A 19,329-nucleotide genomic window follows, 5' to 3' on the forward strand; every position below is an offset into this window, starting at 1 on the left:
TGGTACGCCGCCAACCGCCGGTGGTGGCGGCCGCTGATGCAGGGGACCAGGTGAGCGGCTGCGACCGTAGGCGCTACAGGGTGAAGCGGGTCAAGGCCGTACGGGAGCGGATGCCGAGCTTGCGGTAGATCTGCCGCAGGTGGAATCCGACCGTGTGCGGGGAGATGAACAGATGGCGGGCGGCCTGCGCGTTGGTAAGACCGCCCGCCACCAGTTCCGCCACCTTCCGCTCGGTCTTGGTCAGGCTCTCCCAGCCGGAGACCGGGCGTTCGGTGCGCGTCCAGTGCCGGCGCCGCACCCCGAGCCGGCGCAGTCGGGCCCGTACGCGGGCGGCGTCGTGTTCGCCGCCGAGCGCGCCGTACGCACCCAGCGCCCGGTCCAGCGCGCTGACTGCGTTCTCCTGGTCGCCACGGTCGAGCAGGAGGGCGGCCTGGTCCTCGGCCGCCGCGGCCTGGGCCCACGGATTGCGGTGCAGCCGGCCGGCCTGGGCCAGCGCGTCCGCGTCCTTGTCGGCGAGCGCGCGAGCGTGCAGGGCTGCGGCGAGCACCGCGGGAACGCCGCGGTTGTGCCGTCGCAGGTCCTCGGTCGCCTCGATGACGGCGCGGGCGAGGTCCGGCCGGTCCGCCGCCAGCGCGCAGCGCACACACCAGGCCGCGGCCGCCGAGTCCTCCAGGGCCAGTTCGCGCAGCGCACCGGCCTCCGAAGCGATCTCCGCCAGTATCTCCGCGGCCGCACCGAAGTCCGACCGCGCCTCGGCCAGTTGGGCGTTCAGCAGCAGGCGTGCGGACCACCAGGGACTCCAGGAAGCTGTCGGGAAGTCCTTCTCCAGAGTCTTGAGGTGATCCTCGGCCTGGGGGAGCGCCCCCGGCGCAGCGCGGTCAGGGCCAGCACCAGCCACGCCTGGGGGCGAGCATCGGCACACACGGGCCGGCGGCGCCCACACCGTTCCGCGCCGCCTGTTCGGCCGCCTCCAGGCGTCCCTGGGCCAGATACAGCGGTGCTCGCAGGACGGCCGCGACGGCGGCGGCCGGGCCTGCCTGCGCGGCGGCCAACGGTGCGCAGCACTCGATGACCTCTTGTGCCTCCTGGTATTCGTCGAGCCGGGTGAGCGTGAAGGCAAGGAACCAGCGTGGATCCAGAAACTGTGCGACCCGGTCCCCGCCGCCGAGGGCGACCGCCTGGCGCAGGGTCTGCAGCGCGTCGCCCGCCCGGCCGGCGCGCCATTGGCCGAACGCGTGGAAGGCCATCGCGCCGACGTGCACGGCCTGTGGGTGCCGCCCGGGGGCGTCGAGGATCTCCTGGACCCGCTTGCGCGCGGTACTGTCACCGGTCAGCCAGGAGGCGGCGAGATGAGCGATCACGGCTTGGCGGCGCCCGAAGCCGGCCTCCTGAGCCGTCAGCGCGTCGCGTGCGGCTCGGTGCGCCCTGGGCGCGTCTCCTTGCAACAGCAGTGCGGCCGCCATCGCCGCCCGCAGTGCGGCGACGTCCTCGGCGAGCGAGCCCGGTGACAGGGCCGCGAGCCGGGTGGCCTCGTCGATGGTGTCCTCGGCCAAGGTGACCGCCTTCTCCAGGTGGCCGGCTCGGGTGAACGCCTCGACCGCGGTCTTCGCGCACCGCAGGCGCTCGGCCTGCCCGGGAGGCAGCAACTCCATGCAGCGCATCGCCAGTGACGCCGCGGTCGACGGATCGGCGGCCAGCAGTTTCCGGGACCCCTCGGAGACGATACGCAGGGTCTCCATGTCACCGGGCTGGACGATGTGCACCAGTTGGAGGGCGGCGCGCGCGAGGCCGTCGCGGCGCGACAGCAGCACCTGCGCCGCCTGCCGGCGCAGCAACGCGCGCACCGGTAAGGGCACCGAGTCGAGCAGGGCCCGCCAGATCGGCTCACTGCGGAACACGAGATCGTGCTCGCCGCAGACCACCAGCTTACGGCTGACGGCTTCGTCCACCGCCGCCAGCAGGGCGACCGGTGTCTGGCCGAGCAGGGCCGACAGATCTTCCGGTGCGAACGGGGATCCGAGCACCGCTGCCACCCGAAGAGCCTTCAGGGTCGCCTCGGACAGCGACTGGAGATCCTTTTCGAGCAGCCCGGCGAAACGCTTCGGCACCGGCGCGGGCAGGCACACACCGGCCCCGTCCGCGGTGCCGCCGCTGACGTCGGGATGCAAGCGCGAGGTGTTGTCGACCAGGCAGACATCGCCGTCCTCCACGAGCCCGCGCATCAGCTCGATCACTGCCCGGGGGTGCCGTTGACGCTTTCGGCCAGGGCCAGGAGGGCCGAGCTGGGGGAGGCACCGGTCACATCGGTGACCAATTGCGTCAACGCTTCACCCGAGAGCGGCCCCAGCTCGTGCAGCGCTTCCACCGGAACCCTGCTCCTCAGCTTGCCGAGGCAGATTCGCACCGCCTCGGACGAGACAGCGTCACGGTCCGAGGAGAAGGCCAGAAGCCATAGCGTCGGCCGGGTACTGAAGGCCTCGATCAGCTCGCACAACGCTGTCCAGGCGGGCCGGGATGCCAGATGCAGGTCGTCGAGCACCACGAGGACGCGCCGGCGCTCACTGTCGTCGCGCAACCATGTCCGCGCCGACTCGATCACGGACGTCACCTGCGGGGAGTGACACCGGTGGTCGGCGGGACCCGACATGCCCGAGCGGATCGCAAGCGCCGCCGGTCCATCGGAGACGGTCCCGGGGCCGGCCGTGGTGCCGTTGACGACAGCGAAACCGCTGCCGCCGGCGAGGGTGACAGCCTCCCTGAGAAGGCGGGACTTGCCCGCCCCGGGCGCGGCCTCCACGACCAGGACGCCACTGTGCCGGGTGCTCGCCACCCGCCGCAGGTTGGCGCGGACCTGCGCCAACTGCCGATCCCGGCCGCGGACCTGCGGTAACGGTTGTGCGTTGGACCCCATGACGCTCCCTTTGACGGGTTCGAGGAACGGACCAGTACCACGGCCGGCCCCGGAGCCCTGCCCGGGTGCACGGGCAGGCGTGCGACGGGCCTGTGCGAGAGGTCCGTCGGCAGACGGCCGCACCGGCGACTCGTGCGGACGGCCCCTGACGGAGGTGCCTCCACCGTGCTGCCGGGAATACGCCCCGGCGCGAGCGAAGGTTCAATGGCCAACCGTTCGGGGCGCCGCGGGAGGGCGGTTCCAGCCATGCGCCGCCCGGGTTCGCTGGTTCTCGTGCGCCCGCAGTGACGGCATGGTCGCCAGCCTCCCCACGAGGCACCCGGGTGATTCCCTGGAAGAACCACATCGGCTGGAACTACGCGGCAGGCGGCGTGGACGAATCTGATGACGTTCTTCTTCCGTCCGTGTATCCCTGCTCGGACGCGGTCCCGAAGCGTGCCACAGGTTCCGGCGAGCAGTGCGCGCGGGGGCCGGAGCTGAACCAGACGGCGCGCTCAGGGCCCCGGGACGCACGACGCCACCGGTCCTGGGGACGGAGCTGCCGCTGGCCAGCGCCCTGGACCGCCTGCGCGCCCGCGCCTTCGCCGCCGACCCCGACTGGCTCGCGCAGACCCTACCAGCCCACCACCGGAGTCCAGCCGTCTAGAACGCGTTTCCAGCCTTCGGGTACGCGCTGCGGGCGAGAAGCCAGCCCCTGACGCGCCCGATGCGGATGGTCGGTCGATGCGGCCCGTGCCTACCGACTGAACAGCCCGATGCGGGCCAGGAGACCCGCATCGGGCTGTTTTGCGAGACAGCGGGGGCGGTCCCACAGCCGGCGTCCGTCGCCGGTTCGCTGGGTGTGCCGTGCCGCTCGACTCCGGCGACAACAGCCTGCCCGGCAGTGGGCACGGTCCCGCGCAGGCAACGCAGATGCCCCCGGCCGGTGCATCTGGTGCCAGGGCGGGTACGGCTGATTCTGCCGCCGCTCCCGTTGCCCGTCGACCTCACGCCGGCCTGCTCCGCCGATGAGACACTCACGCTGGCTTCGGGAGCGGAGCTTTGAGGCCAAAGGACGGGGAGGGCGGGCCGGTGAGAACACGTCCTGCGCGGTGCCCACCGTGTCATGACGTGGTGGGGTGCGCGGTGATGAGGCGGCCGTTTTGGATGACGTGGCGGATGCGGCCGGTGGCGGTGATGTCGTGGAAGGGGTTGCCTTCCACCGCGACGAGATCCGCTGCCGTGTCGGGCGTGAGGGTGCCCAGGTCCGGGCGTTTGAGCAGGGCGGCTGCGGTGCTGGTCGCCGAGCGAAGGACGCGCAGGGAGGAGAACCCGTTGGCCATCAGGGTGGGGAACTCGCGCCAGTTGTCGGCGTAGGGGAACAGCCCGGCGTCCGTGCCGAAGGCCATGGTGACTCCGGTTCGGGCGGGTCTTTGCAGCCCTTCGCGCAGGTGCTCGGCGTGGGCCCGGTAGGTGCGGCGCATCGCGGCCCTGTCGCTGGTCCAGAAGCTGTCGTCGTCGAGCCGGTCGAGGAAGTAGGTCTGTACGTACTGGGTGGGCACGAGGAAGATGCCTGCCTCCTTCATGGTCTGGTAGGTCGTGGCGGTCGCGAAGTAGCCGTGTTCCACGCTCCGGACGCCGGCGGCGACGGCACGTCGTACGGCGCGGTCGCTCAGGGCGTGGGTGGCGCACGGCAGACCGAGGTCGTCGGCGGTGTCGGTGATGGTGTGCATCTCTGCCTGGGTGTAGGAGGTGCTGTCGGGGCTGGCGACGGCTGAGGTGAAGCCGCCGCTGCCGGCGAATTTGATCCAGTCGGCGCCGGCCCGGGACTGTTCGCGTACCGCGCGGCGCAGCTCGTGCTCCCCGTCGGCGAGGGTGCCGATCTGGTGTCCGTAGCGCTGGGCGAGTTCGGGTGCTTTGTCGCTGTGTCCGCCGGGCGGGGAGAGGATGTTCGGTGCGGCGATGATGCGGGGGCCTTCGATCAGTGCGTCCTGCACCGCCCGGCGCAGTGAGACGTTCAGGGGCAGGTGGGCGCTGCCCAGGTCTCGTACGGTGGTGAAGCCGTGGTGCAGCAGGGTGCGCAGGGCGGGGACGGCGGTGAGGGCCTGGTAGGCCGATGGTGCCGTCTCGGCGGTCTCGTCCAGGAGGTGGACGTGGCAGTCGATGAAGCCGGGCATGAGGGTGCAGCCGGGCATGGCCACCGTGTCCGTCTGCGCTGTGGCGGTGAGGTGGTGGCCGACTGCTGCGATGCGGCCGTCGCGTACCAGGACGGCTTGTTCCGTGACGGGGCCGTCCTGGACGGCGTCCCAGATGCGGTCGGGCCGCAGCAGGAGGTCTCGGCCGGGGGATGCGGGCATGGTGTCTCCGGGAAAGGGCCAGGTGGGATGGGGCCGGGGCCGGGCGGCGGGCCGAGGCCGGGCGGGGCGGGGCGGGGCGGGGTGCGCTGTGCTCAGGGCACGGTGATCGGCGTGTAGCGGGGGTCGTGCCAGACGTCGCCGGGGCCCGGGTTGCCCGGGTCGCTGCGGGCGCCGAGCTGGCGCAGGACGCCCCAGGCGGCGTTGAGGCCCGAGGCCAGGGCGTGATCGAGCCAGCCCGGGGACCAGGAGGTGTCGTCGCCGGCCAGGAACAGGGCGTTGGGAGGTTCGCCCGGCACGGCCGGGGTGCCGGTGAAGTCCTTCATGAAGTGGCAGAACAGGTCGCGCTGGTAGGGGTGGTCGCCCGGCCAGGAGAAGCGGCACAGCCCCTGGAAATTCCTCCTGTCCTCCCAGGAGACGGTGACCGCCGGGTCGGCGGCCGCGTGCGCGCGCAGATCCGGCGCCGCTTCGGGATGGATGGCGGCCAGGTCGCGGACGAACAGGGCGACCCGTTCCTGCACAGTGAACGGTGCGACCTTCATCGCGTCCTGGGCCCAGGTGAAGCTGAGGTCCAGCACGGCCCGGCGGCCCCCGGGGCCGGGGGCGGGTCCGTAGTCGAGGGTGTAGGCGGCGCGGGGCAGCCGGTCGGTGAGGGTGACACCGTCCAGTGAGGTGCCTGCCCAGAACGGGCGCCGGGTGACGAGCGCGGTCTTGGCGGACTGGAAGTAGTGCAGCCGGCGTACGGCCCGCCACATCCGGGACCCCAGGGCCGGAGCCCTGGCATCGGTGGAGCGAAGCTCCATGCCCGTCTCCAGCAGTCGCAGTTGCGGGGTGAACACGGCGGCGGCGAAGCGTTCGCTGCGGCCGTCCTCACTGTGCGCCACGACGCCTCCGGCGGCGTCCGCGGTGACGTCCAGCGTGCGAACGGCGGGCCGCAGGGCGCCGTGGTTGAGCGTTTCGAGGCTGCGGATGTGCCCCTGCGCGGTGGGGGTGCGGTGGGCCCAGAATCCTTCGGCGAGGCGGCTGATGCCCTGGGGGGCGTAGAGCTGGGTGCCTCCTTCGGTGCACAGCAGCATCCGTAGGATCTCCACGATGCTGAGGTCGAAGAAGCAGTCCCAGGCGACCGGCCCCACACCCGCGGTGCCCAGGAGCCTGGCCTGCTCGTGGGAGAGCCCCGCGCCTGCGGCGTCGCGCAGGAACCGGTAGAACGACCACTGTTCGAAGCGTGCCGTCAGGTCGCGCCAGCGCCGCCGCACGGCGCCCAGGTCCCGTGCGGCGACGTCCCGCTGAAGCTGGAAGAGACCGATGCGGGTCAGCGCGTCCTGCCAGCGGGTGTGCGCGGTCCGGAAGCCGTCATGAAGGGCGTGGAGGTCGGTGATCTGCTGGGCGGGGTACTGCCGGCCGTCGACGTCCAGCACGGTCACCGGGGTCACCTCGGGGACGTAGTTGTCGCGGAAAGGACGAAGCCGTACCCCGAACGTGCGCGCGTACTGGCGCACCAGCGCCGCGGAGTCGGGAAACCGCATACAGCCCAGTTCGACGACGGCACTGTCCGCCTCGGCGAGGCGCCGGCTGTCCATCCGTCCGCCCAGGCGGCGCCCGCCGGGCCCGTCCGTACTGCACTCGGCCTCGTACAGCACCGGGTGGCATCCTGCCCGCATCAGCTCATAGGCCGCCGTCAGACCGCTGCCGCCGGCCCCGATGACCGCGACCCGCGCACCCAGAGCCTCGTCGGGCAGCCGTCCCACGCGCCGGTCACCCGCGACGAAGGCGGCGTAGTCGAAAGGGAAGTCGACCTGTAGGTCCGTGGCTGGGGGCGCGCTCTCGTACATCACGGTCTCCGTCGGACGTCTGAGGGAAGATTCCAGGTGTGGACAGGGGCCCGGTGCTCCGCCAGCCGTGCGTAACGCTCGGTCAGCTCCCCCAACTCGCGGAGACCGGCGGCCTGGCCGGTGCGGTCACCCAGGCTTTCGTGGGCGCGCCGCTGCCACCATGCGCCTGTCCGGCCTGAAGCCACCCGGCACTGCAGCAGGTGCAAGAACCCGTCCGCCTCGTCGGCGGCTACGCCGGCGAGCCGCAGTCCTGCCCGAGCCTGCGGCAGAAGCCGCCTGACGAGACTGGCCGCCTGATGTTCGCGAGTGACCGTCTCCCCGGGACACGGCGGCCACCACAAGGCACAGTCCAGGCCATTACGGGCGGCCCGGTAGAAGTTGGCTCTGGCGTGGGCGAACGGCAGGCACTGCGCCACGTCCCGTTCCTCTGCCGCCAGCCAGTAGGTCAGGCCGATCAGGAAGGCAGTGTTCGCCGCCATGTCCAGCGGGGTCGGCCCGGAGGGAAGAGCCCGGAACTCGATCCGCAGGTTTCCGGCCGGGTCGTACACCGGACGGTTCCACGGCCAGAGCGTGCTCAGGTGGAGCCGCAGTTCTTCCAACGCCGGATACGGCTCCCCTGGCCGGCTGTCGGCGCTGCGGGGCGCGGGCAGCAGGACATCGTAGTTGCGCACCGCATCCTCGAACGCGGCGAGCGGCCCGCCGCGCAGCCAGGCGTGGCCGAAGCCGACCCGGGGCCGGCTTGCCCGTTGCCTCCCGGTGCCCTGCCGGTCACCGAAGCCGTGCTCGTACAATGGAATACGTGCTTCCTGCCACGCGCGACACCCGAACGGCAGGGGCGAGTTGCCTGCTGCGGCCAGGGCGGGGCCACTGGCCACCTGGGCGGCGTTGAAGGTGCGGCAGAACCGGTCGGGCGGCACCGTCAGATGCACCTGCCAGGAACACGCGGCTCCCTGCACCGCCACCGACTCCGCCGCCACGACGCCCTGTGCCCCGTCTCCTACACGCACAGGAAACGGTGCGGTCCGGCGCCTGGCCCACGCCTCCTCCAGCGCGTGAAAACGCGGCTGCGGGGTCAAGGCGCCCGCCGTCAGGTCCGCCGCCCGGAGTGTGGGCAAGGTACCGATCGGCACGGCCCGCGCCCCGTACCGAGGCAGCGACACCGCGGTGATACGGGCCAGCATCGACTCAGCCTCCCCGGCCAGCGCGGTGAACGGCCGCCCCGCCAGAGTGACCGGGGTCAGATTCACCTCGACGTTGGACCGCGCCACCTCCAAAGCGATCCGCTCGTCGTCCAGCGCCGCGCGGACGGCCGTGTTCACCGGGGCCGGACGGCCGCTCGCATCCACCAGAGACAGCTCCAGTTCCGCACCGACCATGGCCGGCAGCACACCGAAGCCACCATGGCCCACCACACGCGGCAGGGTCTCCAGACACTGCCGCAGGCGGCTGCGGAAGCGGGAGAAGTCTTCCGCGGCGAACGTGACGTCACCGACGTGGCGCCCCATACCAGCCCCGCATTCCGTGCTTCGACTGTCGTGGCCTTCTTCACCCGGCGGTGGCCACGGCTCTCCACCAGTCGCGAAGCGCCGGCTCCATCCGCACCGCGCTCCGGGTGATCCACTCGTCCGGTTCGTGGTTCGCCCGGCCGTACTCGATCACCTGCAGGACGCCGTCGGCCACCTCCGGCGGGTTCTCCCGGTAGGCGTCGATGTAGGCCACCGCCTCGGCGGGCGTGTCCTGCGCCTCGCGCAGGACGTCGGCGAGGACCGCGCACGTGTTGCACCACAGGGTGAAGTCGGTGCGGGCCAGCAGCGCCGCTTCCCCGGCTCCGGCATGCAACGCCGTCCACGAAATGAATTCCGTGAAGCGCCGCACCGGTTCCAGCCGCGGCATGCGGCGCATCTCGTCCGGCGACATGCCCAGCGCAGGGGCCAGTCCGCTGACCATCCGGTGACGCGCCTTCATCAGCTCGTGACCGACGAAGGAGAAGAACCCGCCGGGTACCTCGTGCGGGAACCGGGACAACAGCAGCCCGTAAGCGGTGAACTCGGCTTCCTGCGACTGGAACTCGGCGAGCGCGAACCGCTGCAAGTGTTCTTTCCCGATCCGTTTCTCCCGCGCCAGGGAAAGGAATTCATTGGCGCTGAGGTGGTCGGACACATTGAGGCCGACCCTTTCGATGAACTCGGTGGCAGGCAAGAAAGCCTCGATTCCTGAGTGTGCGTACATCGACTGATGCCGACGGGACTGCGCAAGTGCGTCCCGCCCCACAGAAAGATTCTCTGTACACGTGTGTTCCCGCAGCGGTGCTGCTCAGACGGCCGGGACGGCAATCCGCCATGACCGTTCGCCGCCGGAGGACCGGTTGAACTGGCTACAGAACCTGAATCCAGGCATTCCAACTGCGTGAACACAGTTGCATGCACGTTTTCTGACCAGCGCAACGGGTCCTGCCGACTGTCCGGAACTCACACTTAACGGCATCACGCAGGCAACGGGACGCGCGTACGCATCTGTCGGCAACTGCCCCACCCGTTGGAGGAAAAGAATGAGACATTCGCGGAACGAACGATGGTGTGGCCCGAAAACGACGGGCCAACGCCGAGACTAAGCCGAGCAGGCCCTTTTCAACACCGCATCGAGGGGGAGATCTCCGCCAAGCACCGGACGGGGCACCCCCGGCCTGAGGGTGCGGGGGAGCGGAGCCGCGGCGCGAGGCGACTATCGGGGTGTAGCCGGTACGGCGCCTGGGCGGGCACCAGCACAGTAGCGGTGGGTGGGCACCTGGTACTCCAGTCGCGCTACGCGATTCCTGCTGGTCAGGCGGTGTTTTCTCAGCCTAGGTAGCTGACGTGCCGTCGGGTGGAGCTTTCGAAAACCCCGCCGCGGCGCGATGCCGTCGGCTGTAGTGGGACCGTTGCGCGATGGCTTGAGGGCGTCTGCGCCATCGGGACCAGCTCAGTGCGCGAGGCCAGCGGTCTGTCCGGTGTTCAGGCAGGGATCGACCAGCCGCCGGCAGTGCGCCGGATTACTGCCACGGTGAGGGGCGCCAGGCCGGTGGGGGCGTTTTTGCTCCTCTTTTTCCAGCGCCGCGGCGGTCATGACGGCGAGGTAGGCGTGTTGCGAGCATGGCCAGGGTGGTGTGGCGGTACCAGCCGACGTAGCGGCGGACCTCATACTGGTCCAGGCCGCACTCGCTCTTGGCGGCCTGGAAGCAGGCTTCGATCGCCCAGCGGGAGCCGGCCGACGAGTGGCGCAAAGCCCTCGACTGGATGAAGCGCCACTCCCTGTCCGACAGCTCTCTCGCGGAAGCCGATGTGCTGCGCAGGGCGCTGGATGCCATGTGCCGCAAGCTGGACGGCACGGCCGCTGCGGCCAAGACGGCACGGCGCAAGCGGGCCGCATTCAATGAGGCTCTCAACACTGCGGTGGAGAAAGATTACTTTGCCGAAAGTGGACCCAGCCGCTGTCCCCAACCCCGCCCAGACCCTTCGGGTGCATGTACTACGCGGCCATGCGGCCCGCGGAGGTCATTCACCTCCGGCTCGACCAATGCCATCTGCCCGAGACCGGATGGGGTTGCTGAACCTGTCGGGTGGCGTGGTCACCTCGGGCAAGGAATGGACGGACGACGGTGCGGCGCACGAAGCGCACTCGCTCAAGTGCCGTGCGGTCAGCGCGACCCGGCCGGTGCCCGTACCGCCGCAGTTCGTACGCATGCTCAGGGCGCACATCGAACGTACAGCGCAAACCGGGCCTGACTCTGAGTGAGCCCAACGGAAGGCGCCTGACGGGGGAAAGCCCAGGTCAGGCGCCTTTTTTCGTGGGCTCAGGAGAACTCCAGCTTTTTCGGCGAATACGACACCAACAAGTTCTTCGTCGGTTGGTGGTACTTGGTTCATACTGGTGCGGACCTGCGGCAATGCCGACGGGGACAGCCCGTGGGGGAGTGCTGGTCCGTGTATGGACCGGATCTTGGCCTCGACCATCGTTATGACTTGCTGGCGGGTGATGGCCCGGGTGTTCAACCCCACACGGGCGGCGGCCGCTCTATGTGCTCCGGAGACCGCCGACAGCCGGGGGTCTGTCCTGCGTGCCGTACCGCTCAGGTGCGGTCGGTTCAAGTCTGGGGAATAGCGTCACGCGAGGGGGAGCACCTCGAGGCCGGTGAGGCGGCCCTGCGAATCAAGAGAGGAGCCTCGAATGTTCGGAGCCCATGACTTCGCTGACCACAAGGTCCGCGCGAGCCAGGAAACAGCCCCCAGGCATGGGGGTGCCCGCAGTGGGACTTCGGCCATTCATGAGGTCGGCTTACATCATCCGGCGTTGCGTAGGTGGGCCCAGGTTGGCACCAGGTCCCGCTTGGCGATCCGCACGGTGGCCTCGCTGCCGCCATTGGACTGCGGATCGGCCGGAAGACAGGTACGAATGCTCATGCCGTAGTGGTGCCCGACCTCGACGATGGCCGGGTTGCGCACCGCGACACGGGCGACATGGTCGATGGTGACGGTCTTCTCGTTGTCGGTCAGCGCATACGTCGGTGCCCCCGCCGATCCGCCGCAGCGTGGTGTCCAGACACGCGACGATCGTCGGCAGCGTCTTGTCCAGCACCGGGATCACCACCCGGAAGCGGGACCAGGCCAGCCACGCGCACCACAGCCAGGTCCGACGGTCCTTGATCCGCGGCCCCTCGCCCCAGTCCCACTGCAGCCGCAGGCCCGGCTCCGGCGTCCACGGCCTGAACACCCTCCGGTTCCCCGCCCGCCAGGACACCTTCGCGATCGCCACCGCCCGCCGGGTGGTGCGGTCGGTGCCGGTGAACCCGAGCGCGGTGATCTTCTCGTGGACCACATCGGCGCCGATCTTCGCCTGGGACCGCTCGATGAGCTCCTCGATCTTCGGCAGGAACGGCTCGATCATCTTCGGCCGCTCGAGGCGCCGGGTCGGGTCCGAGCCCTGCCCGCGCAGCTTCACATACCGCCGCACCGTGGGGCGGCTGCCGTTCCGGTGTGGTGCCTCGGCAACGCGCTCCGCAAACCACTCGGGAGTGGACTTGCCGACCCCAATGCTCTTATGACTTTCTGGAACCGTGCGACGACCGCCTGTAGCAGGCGGCCGGTGAACGGTGAAGGGATGACGATGAGCACTCCCCAGACGGCAGCCACAGGTGACGAGGGCTCGTCGCCTGCGATCAGAACGGTCGCGGGGACCGGGGACCCGAGCTTCGGCGGTGACGGCGGCCCGGCCGCTTCGGCCCAGCTGAACAACCCGTCGGGGGTCGCGGTGGGCCATGCCGGCACCCTCTATCTCTGCGACCGCACCAACCACCGGGTCCGGAAGATCACCACTGACGGGAAGATCAGCACGGTCGCCGGCACAGGCAAACCGGGCCCTGGAGGCGACGGCGGCCCCGCCACCGCCGCCCAGTTGAACTTCCCGCGCGGAGTGACGGTGGACAAAACCGGCGCCCTCTACATCGCCGATTCCGACAACCACCGGGTCCGGAAGGTCACCACCGACGGGAAGATCAGCACGGTCGCCGGCACGGGCACCGCGGGATTCAGCGGCGACGGCGGCGCCGCCACGGCCGCCCGGTTGGACAAGCCGTTCGGGGTGGCGGTGGACGGCACCGGCGCCCTCTACGTTGCCGAGTACACCAACCACCGGGTCCGGAAGGTCACCACTGACGGGAAGATCAGTACGGTCGCGGGGAACGGGTCCGCGGGATTCGGAGGAGACGGCGGACCAGCGGTTGCAGCCCAGCTGAAGAACCCGTACGGGGTGGCGGTGGATGGCGCGGGCGACCTCTACATCGCCGATTCCGGCAACCACCGGGTCCGGAAGATCACCGCCGACGGGAAGATCAGTACGATCGCCGGCACGGCCACCAAGGGCTCCGGCGGCGACAACGGCCCAGCCACGCAGGCCCAGCTGAACAACCCCCTGGCGGTGTTGGCAGACAGCACCGGCACCCTCTACATCGCCGAGCACAGCGGCCACCGCATTCGGAGAATCACCCCTGACGGAATGATCAGCACGGTCGCCGGCACGGGCGTCAAAGGCTCCGACGGTGATGACGGCCCGGCCGCTTCGGCCCAGCTGAACGGCCCGTTCGGGCTCGCGGTGGACTGCGTCGATGCCCTCTACATCGCCTCCTGGGGCGGCCACCGGCTTCGGAAAATCGCGTCGGCGCGGATGGCCGGGCTGCCCGATTCGGGCACGGTGGTCTCCTGGGCCAGCGTCCGCAGCCGGCTGCGGATGGGGGTGCTGCGCGAGTCCACCAAGGACGGGGCCGAGATCCACCAGACCCTGGCTTCCCCAAGGGCCCACCAGCGGTGGCGGCTGGTGGTGGCGGGCCAGGACAAGGGCGATGTTCTGTACACGATCGAGAACGTGCGCAGCGGCAAGGTCTTGGAAGTCGTCGGAGCGGGAACGGCGGACGGGGCCGTTCTCGCCCAGCGCGCCTACGAGGGCGGTGACGCACACCATCAGCAGTGGAGACTCGTCCCGGTGGGCTCGGCGACCGAGATCCCGCGGGTCTACGAGATCGCGAATCGCCACAGTGGTCTGCTGCTGCGCGTCGACACCAACGCCCGCACCGTAATCAAGCAGCATGTGGCGGAGGGCGACCACCGCGACCGGCAGTGGCAACTGCTTCCCGTGTGACACATGAACGAGGGGCCAGCGGCAGGAACGCCCCTGGCCCCTCGGAACGCCGCCACTATTCGGGACGGTCCGGCTTCTCCGCAGACGCCTTGGGCGCCTCGGCCTTCTCGGCCTTGGGAGCTTCCGCCTTGGGCCGCATGCACTGGTCCTTCTTCGGCATGTCCTTCAGGTCGTCGGGCTTTTTGAGGCCACTGTGGTCCGTCACTGTCTCACTCGACTTCTGCATGCCGGCGGCCGCCGCCTCGGATACTGAGCCGGGGTTCCGCGCGTACTGGGCCTGCGTGTCGGCCGATGTCTGCGTGCCGTGGATGAAGGCGCCGAGGAAGCCCAGGACGACCCGCGCTTCGGGCAACTGCTCCTGCACAATCTTCGCCCGGGAGGAAGCCCCGTGGATCCCGCGGGTGAACAAGCTCGAGCTCGTGTCGTCGTATGTGTCGTCGTCGGCGTCCTCGAAGTCGATGTCCGCTCCCGGCTGCGGCCTGTCGCGGCCGGGGGTCACCGTGAAGAGCCCCGCGCTGTTGCTCGCGGAGTTGAAGACGTTGTGGAACACCATGGTCGTCCCCTCTGGTCGTCGTCGTGGCGCTACCGCCCGCCGGTCATGGCTGCTTGTTTGGCGTTCGCTGGCTGTCGGTCAGCTTCTCGCCGTCGAACATCGTGTGGTGGACCTCAAGGGCGGAGACGACCTCGGCCAGCCCCTTCATGCGAAAGCCGCCGCCCGCCAGGTCGATGTCGCCGATGTCACGGGCGACCAGCCGGTCGAGACCGGGGTAGGCCCCGCGCTGCGGGGGAGCCAGGACCGCCACCGGTACGGCGTACTGCACCGCGAGCAGGCCGGAGAAGGACACCGGGATCTCGTAGGAGTACTGCTTGCGGGTACGGCGCTGCGTCACGAGGGTCTCCACGCGGGAGCCTGCCGGGACCGTCCCGGAGATCTGCGATTTCGAGGCCCAGCCGGTGGTCAGGGAGCCGCCGGTGGAGGCCGCGATGCCCTGCGCCAGCGAGGCGTTGAGCCCCGCGGTGCCGGAGGCGCTGCCCGTAGTCGTGAACGCCGTCGAGCCTGTCACCGAGCCCGATGCGGAGTTCGTCATCCCGTTGGTCATGCCCATGTCGACCGCGTTCGCAACATCCACCCCGACGCTGTCCTTGCTGTTCTTGTTGGTGCATGTGTTCGTGTTCTTGTTCGTCATCTCGTTCTTCAGCTGTGTCTGAAGCTGCGCCTGAAGGTTCAGACCGAGCTGCAGCTGAAGCTGCAGTTGGAGCTGCGCGCTGACGCTGCCGCCGAAGGTGAGCTTGGAGTCCCCCGTAAGCGACCACGTGGCGCCGTTGGACACGGTGAAATCGACCGAGTCGGTGAAGTTCATGTCCGACTTCTGGCTGCGGTTGACGTAGGTGCGGGAGGAGAACGTGTCGGGCGGGGGCTGGCTGATGTTGCGCCGCTCCTCGATCAGCGGCTCACCGAGGTTCATGTAGGCGAGCCAGCCCAGTTCGAACGCGGAGCGGCCGGTGAAATCGCCGAAGCTCAGCTTGTTCACGGAGAACCCGACGGGCTTGTGCCGCACACCGTAGTCGTCGACGTAGAGCAGGTTGGGGTGGTCCAGGATGGACTTCCAGGTCTGCTCGATGTTGAGTTCCCGGAGGTTCTTCTTCGTCAGGGGCTGGCGCTTGGCCCGTTCCAGGTTGTACGCGGTGGAAGGCAATTTCTGTCCTCGACTAATCTGGTCGAAACAGCGCTTGGTGAAATGGAAACAGACATCTGCACACGTTCCCGCAAGCGAAGCTAACACGGGCTCCATTGCCCGTGAAGGCCTCTTTGAATATCGCGCTCAATCGGGTGATGGCGATTCAGCGCACAGCCCGGCTGCCCGTCGACGATTGCCCGGAATTCACACCAAGGGGTGGTGTGACCTGCACCTTGCCGGTTTTGATGGTGTTTGCTTCGGTCGCGCATTCGCTTTTCGGAGCCGTTTCGATCGAGGGCTATTGACCTTACTGTTATGCCGCGTGGTAAATCACTGTACTGAGCGTCCGACGCGTTGTTCTCCCGCGTTGTTCTCCACGTCAAGAACAGGTGAGGTTTCCGCGATGTACACCCAAGAACGCACGGCAATGGCGAATTTGGTGGTCGGCGGCCCGGTGGCGGTGAACAGCTACGACAACGCGATCGTGGCTGCCCTGCTCGAAAGCCGGCCGGTCATGCTCGTCCACGCCTTCAACGGCGGCCACCTGCGGCCCGCCGAGCTGAAGGAGGAGAGCCACGACAAGGGGGTCAAGCTGGCCACCGCACTCGACCCGGTCACCAAGGAGTCACAGGGCCACCTCTGGTACATCACCCCCGGCGGCTTCTTCGGGCAGCGGCCGCTGTACTTCATCGAGAGCGCCGCAGGCCAGGTGACACCCCCACCAGCTGGCGCGGGCGGAGCCGACGCCGGGCGCGGCGACGACGGCGCGCCGAAGCCGACGCGCAGGCGCGTCACCGTCCACCAGGACGCCCCCAAGAGCACGGCCGACGCCGTCCAGGTGGGTCTGCCCGGCAAGGTCGGCGACAAGTGGCGCGGGAAGAACGGCGCGAGTGAGGACACCCAGCTCTGGGTCGTCACGGTGACGCCATGGGGCGGGATCACCTTCGTGCCGATCACCCACCCCGACACCATCCTCGGGTTCAAGGACCACGCCGTGACGGCCGACAGCGAGGCGCGTCTGACCTACAACTGGGGCGGGGACTTCACCGGGACGGTCATCAACACGTTCTACCCGCGGCTGCCCAGCGAGTGGAGCGTCCCGTACCACCACGTCTTCACGTGACCTGCGGCCGCCGCCGCGTTACGCCCGTACCGAGCCCACGCCCGCACCGCCTGGAAGAGGCACCACGATGCCCGTGCCCACGGAAGAACTGAAGCTGGAGATCGTCAACGCCGCCACGGGGCAGCCCCTCGGCGCCAGAGCCGCGCCGGACGCGGACGGGGCGCTCGTCGTCCGCGACTACCCCGATGACGGCCCGAGCCCGGAGCAGTGGCAGCTCACCCCCGTACAAGCCGCGCCGGACGAGCAGGCGTACGTGATCCGCAACGCGGCCGACGGCAAGGTGCTCGACAACCCCGCCGCCACGGACCGCGGCGTCCGCCAGTACAAAGCCGCCGCCGGCAAGAAGGCCCAGCAGTGGCACGTCGTCCCCGTGGAGGGCGAAGCGGGCCTCTACGTCATCGAGGACACCACCGGTGGCGCCGTTCTCGACCTCGCCGACTCTGGCGAGGACGGCGAGGACGGCACCCGGATCGTCCTGCGCGAGTACGACGACAGCGCGGAAAGCCAGCGGTGGCGATTTGTGACGGCCAAGCCCGAACGCGCCAGCGACCCCGTGCTGCACTGGGCACCACTGAGCCACTGGAACAGCCGCCAGTCCTGGCGCCTGTCCCGTTCGACCGCACTCCGGCCGGCACCTGACACGACCCCCTCCTTCAGCAACGTCCTGCTGGTCCTCAAACGGTTCGGAAGCGACCAGGACGCCGGCGGGTGGAACAGCGGCGGAGCCACCACCCGCTCTCCCAGCGGGCAATCGGGCTGGTGGGCGGGGCTCGGTGCGCGGTTCCTCGCCGACACCACAGGAGAAGGGCAGGCGGACATCGTCGGACTCAAACCCGGGAAGGGGGCCGTGACCTCGTCCGGCAGAGGCGACGGGACGTTCGACGACGACGAACGCGTCCTGCACCCATCCGCACCCTCCGCGAGCCCCGCGGACCTGTGGACCCTCGCGGACGTGACGGGTGACGGCAAGCCACATGCCGTCGTGCTTGCCGCTGATGGAGTCCGGGTGTCGGCCCAGGACGAGAGCGGTACGTTCGCACCTGCGAGTGGTGAGCCGGCCCTCAAGGCGTTCGGACGCAGCCCGCAGGCCGGCGGTTGGCATGCCGACAAGCACCCCCGCTTCCTCGCCGACACCACCGGAAACGGCAGGCTCGACCTCGTCGGCTGTCACGACGACGGCGTCTGGATCTCCCTCCAGGACGAGGAAGGAAAGTTCGTGCCGATCGGCGACGAACCCGCTTTCCGCGCGTTCGGGCACAGTGAGGATGCGGGCGGCTGGCATGTCGACAAGCACCCCCGCTTCCTCGCCGACACCACCGGAAACGGCAGGCTCGACCTCGTCGGCTGTCACGACGACGGCGTCTGGATCTCCCTCCAGGACGAGGAAGGCACGTTCGCCGACCCGCTGTACGTCCTCGACGACTTCGGGGGCGACCAGGGGTGGAGCTCGGTCGAAGAACACCCCCGATTCCTGGTCAGCACCACCGCCGACGGAGCACTGGACATCGTCGGATTCGGCCCGCAGGGCGTCGCCGTCTCCCGCGGGCGCGGCGACGGCACGTTCGAGCCCGCAAAGCTCGTCCTGAACGACTTCGGACTCGCCCAAGGGTGGACGGGCGGAAAACACCTCCGGCTCCTCGCCGACGTCACCGGCGACGGCAACCCCGACATCGTCGGCTTCGGCGACGAGGGCGTCTGGGTGTCGCACAGCCTCGGCGGCGGCAAGTTCGAACAGGCCCAGTTGGTGTGCCGTGGATTCGGCTACAACGATGATGCAGGCGCCTGGCGGATCGACCGTCACCCCCGCTTCCTCGCCGACATCACCGGAGACGGACGCGTCGACATCGTCGGCTTCGGCGGCCCGGGCGTGCACGTGGCCCGAAACCTCTACCGCCGCTTCAGGACCCGATAACCGTCGAAGAACCTCCAAGTCACGTGTGCGGATGATGTGGGCTTGGACGGCGTGCTCGTGCCGGCCCACTCCGACAAGCAGGATGCCGCCCCGACCTGGAAGAAGACCTACGGGCACCACCCGTTGATGGGATTCGTTGACCACGGACCGGGCGGGACCGGGGAACCCGTCGCCGCTCTGCTCAGGCCCGGGAACGCAGACTCGAACACCGCCGCCGACCACGTCGAGGCCACACGCCTCGCCCTCGCTTACTGATCTCGGTGTGTCAGGGTGATGCTGGTGTGTCCAGTGGCAGGCCGGTTCCGGCTATGAACCCATCAAGGATGCCGGGCCGGTACTGGAGGCGTTTGAGCCGGTTGCGGACGAGCGTCTCGAGACGGTCGAGGGCGACGGCGGCGAGGTTTGCCAGGCTGCGTTTGATGTGGGCCCATGCCCCTTCGGCCGGGTTGAGCTGTGGTGAGTAGGCCGGCAACAGGAACACCGTCAGCCAGTCGTGTCCGGCGATCAGTTCCCGCATCGTACGTGGGTGTTGAGCCGGTCCCGCACCAGCACGACGGGTGCCCTGACGAGCTGATGAACGCTGTCCAGGAGGGCGATGCAGTCGCGCTCGCTCATGTTGCGTCGTGTGCCCTTGCCCGCAGGGTGGGTGAGCAGGCGGTGGCACAGCCGAGTGCGGGAACCCGGCCGCCAGGCGATCAGCCCGGCCACCGGCAGGCGTCCCGAGCGCCGCCCGCTGACGGTCACGACCGGGATGTGGCCGCGCCGGCCCCAGGTACGTCCTCTGGGCGGCCGGCGGGTGAAGCCTGCCTCGTCCTCGAAGCAGAGGCAGCCCCCGCAGGCCGCCCGGGTCCTGCTACCTGCGCCCAGGTCGCC

The 19,329-nt window shown here is 69.5% G+C and carries 13 protein-coding genes and 4 pseudogenes; 5 read left to right on the top strand and 12 right to left on the bottom strand.

What is annotated here, in order from left to right:
* Positions 1 to 73: 73 nt before the first annotated feature.
* The 9 genes and pseudogenes from ACEXOX_RS42390 to ACEXOX_RS42430 form a co-directional block, all read right to left on the bottom strand.
* On the bottom strand, positions 74 to 898 hold the full coding sequence (locus ACEXOX_RS42390) for a response regulator transcription factor (RefSeq protein ID WP_406525956.1): 825 nt from the start codon (positions 896 to 898) through the stop codon (positions 74 to 76).
* Positions 879 to 2,234, bottom strand: a complete 1,356-nt coding sequence (locus ACEXOX_RS42395; RefSeq protein ID WP_406525957.1) for a hypothetical protein — start codon at positions 2,232 to 2,234, stop codon at positions 879 to 881. Before ACEXOX_RS42395 ends, ACEXOX_RS42390 begins: the two co-directional genes overlap by 20 nt.
* On the bottom strand, positions 2,231 to 2,911 hold the full coding sequence (locus ACEXOX_RS42400) for an ATP-binding protein (protein WP_406525958.1): 681 nt from the start codon (positions 2,909 to 2,911) through the stop codon (positions 2,231 to 2,233). The genes ACEXOX_RS42395 and ACEXOX_RS42400 overlap by 4 nt, the downstream gene beginning before the upstream one ends.
* A 1,103-nt stretch (positions 2,912 to 4,014) precedes the next feature.
* A complete protein-coding gene (locus ACEXOX_RS42405; protein ID WP_406525959.1) occupies positions 4,015 to 5,247 on the bottom strand; it encodes an amidohydrolase family protein in 1,233 nt (410 codons plus the stop codon).
* Positions 5,248 to 5,339: 92 nt separating this feature from the next.
* Positions 5,340 to 7,076 (bottom strand): flavin monoamine oxidase family protein, encoded by a 1,737-nt coding sequence (locus tag ACEXOX_RS42410; RefSeq protein WP_406525960.1) that lies wholly within the window; start codon positions 7,074 to 7,076, stop codon positions 5,340 to 5,342.
* Positions 7,076 to 8,581: a glutamate--cysteine ligase gene (locus tag ACEXOX_RS42415; RefSeq protein ID WP_406525961.1), complete on the bottom strand. Its 1,506-nt coding sequence runs from the start codon at positions 8,579 to 8,581 to the stop codon at positions 7,076 to 7,078. The genes ACEXOX_RS42410 and ACEXOX_RS42415 overlap by 1 nt, the downstream gene beginning before the upstream one ends.
* A gap of 40 nt (positions 8,582 to 8,621) precedes the next feature.
* Positions 8,622 to 9,275 (bottom strand): hypothetical protein, encoded by a 654-nt coding sequence (locus ACEXOX_RS42420; RefSeq protein ID WP_406525962.1) that lies wholly within the window; start codon positions 9,273 to 9,275, stop codon positions 8,622 to 8,624.
* A 759-nt stretch (positions 9,276 to 10,034) separates the two neighbouring features.
* Positions 10,035 to 10,323: pseudogene (locus ACEXOX_RS42425) on the bottom strand (hypothetical protein); the annotation flags it as partial.
* A gap of 1,081 nt (positions 10,324 to 11,404) precedes the next feature.
* Positions 11,405 to 12,065, bottom strand: a pseudogene (locus ACEXOX_RS42430) (IS21 family transposase); the annotation flags it as partial.
* 150 nt (positions 12,066 to 12,215) lie between these two features.
* Between ACEXOX_RS42430 and ACEXOX_RS42435 the strand changes: the two are divergent.
* The gene (locus ACEXOX_RS42435; protein ID WP_406525963.1) at positions 12,216 to 13,742 is read left to right on the top strand and encodes an RICIN domain-containing protein; all 1,527 of its coding nucleotides are present in this window, start codon (positions 12,216 to 12,218) and stop codon (positions 13,740 to 13,742) included.
* Between the two features lie 55 nt (positions 13,743 to 13,797).
* On the opposite strand, the gene ACEXOX_RS42440 is transcribed toward ACEXOX_RS42435, so the two are convergent.
* Together ACEXOX_RS42440 and ACEXOX_RS42445 are read right to left on the bottom strand one after the other, a co-directional pair.
* Positions 13,798 to 14,295, bottom strand: coding sequence for a hypothetical protein (locus ACEXOX_RS42440; protein ID WP_406525964.1), 498 nt, complete (start codon positions 14,293 to 14,295; stop codon positions 13,798 to 13,800).
* 43 nt (positions 14,296 to 14,338) lie between these two features.
* Positions 14,339 to 15,439 (bottom strand): hypothetical protein, encoded by a 1,101-nt coding sequence (locus ACEXOX_RS42445; RefSeq protein ID WP_406525965.1) that lies wholly within the window; start codon positions 15,437 to 15,439, stop codon positions 14,339 to 14,341.
* A gap of 101 nt (positions 15,440 to 15,540) precedes the next feature.
* On the opposite strand from ACEXOX_RS42445, the gene ACEXOX_RS42450 reads away from it, so the two are divergent.
* From ACEXOX_RS42450 to ACEXOX_RS42465, 4 genes and pseudogenes are all read left to right on the top strand, one after another.
* Complete coding sequence (locus ACEXOX_RS42450; RefSeq protein WP_406525966.1) at positions 15,541 to 15,726, top strand: hypothetical protein; 186 nt, start codon at positions 15,541 to 15,543, stop codon at positions 15,724 to 15,726.
* Between the two features lie 98 nt (positions 15,727 to 15,824).
* Positions 15,825 to 16,544 (top strand): hypothetical protein, encoded by a 720-nt coding sequence (locus tag ACEXOX_RS42455; RefSeq protein ID WP_406525967.1) that lies wholly within the window; start codon positions 15,825 to 15,827, stop codon positions 16,542 to 16,544.
* A 67-nt stretch (positions 16,545 to 16,611) separates the two neighbouring features.
* Positions 16,612 to 18,456: an FG-GAP-like repeat-containing protein gene (locus ACEXOX_RS42460; RefSeq protein WP_406525968.1), complete on the top strand. Its 1,845-nt coding sequence runs from the start codon at positions 16,612 to 16,614 to the stop codon at positions 18,454 to 18,456.
* 36 nt (positions 18,457 to 18,492) lie between these two features.
* Positions 18,493 to 18,705: pseudogene (locus ACEXOX_RS42465) on the top strand (transposase); the annotation flags it as partial.
* 16 nt (positions 18,706 to 18,721) lie between these two features.
* On the opposite strand, the pseudogene ACEXOX_RS42470 reads toward ACEXOX_RS42465, so the two are convergent.
* Positions 18,722 to 19,200: pseudogene (locus tag ACEXOX_RS42470) on the bottom strand (transposase).
* Between the last annotated feature and the right edge of the window lie 129 nt (positions 19,201 to 19,329).

The organism is Streptomyces sp. Ac-502, assembly GCF_045222935.1.
Lineage (GTDB): Bacteria > Actinomycetota > Actinomycetes > Streptomycetales > Streptomycetaceae > Streptomyces > Streptomyces monomycini.

Excerpts from the sequence above, each read along its gene's own strand:
- ACEXOX_RS42405 (WP_406525959.1), bottom strand. The coding sequence starts at position 5,247 with ATGCCCGCATCCCCCGGCCGAGACCTCCTGCTGCGGCCCGACCGCATC.
- ACEXOX_RS42435 (WP_406525963.1), top strand. The coding sequence starts at position 12,216 with ATGAGCACTCCCCAGACGGCAGCCACAGGTGACGAGGGCTCGTCGCCT.
- ACEXOX_RS42455 (WP_406525967.1), top strand. The coding sequence starts at position 15,825 with ATGTACACCCAAGAACGCACGGCAATGGCGAATTTGGTGGTCGGCGGC.
- ACEXOX_RS42440 (WP_406525964.1), bottom strand. The coding sequence starts at position 14,295 with ATGGTGTTCCACAACGTCTTCAACTCCGCGAGCAACAGCGCGGGGCTC.
- ACEXOX_RS42415 (WP_406525961.1), bottom strand. The coding sequence starts at position 8,581 with ATGGGGCGCCACGTCGGTGACGTCACGTTCGCCGCGGAAGACTTCTCC.
- ACEXOX_RS42410 (WP_406525960.1), bottom strand. The coding sequence starts at position 7,076 with ATGTACGAGAGCGCGCCCCCAGCCACGGACCTACAGGTCGACTTCCCT.
- ACEXOX_RS42400 (WP_406525958.1), bottom strand. The coding sequence starts at position 2,911 with ATGGGGTCCAACGCACAACCGTTACCGCAGGTCCGCGGCCGGGATCGG.
- ACEXOX_RS42460 (WP_406525968.1), top strand. The coding sequence starts at position 16,612 with ATGCCCGTGCCCACGGAAGAACTGAAGCTGGAGATCGTCAACGCCGCC.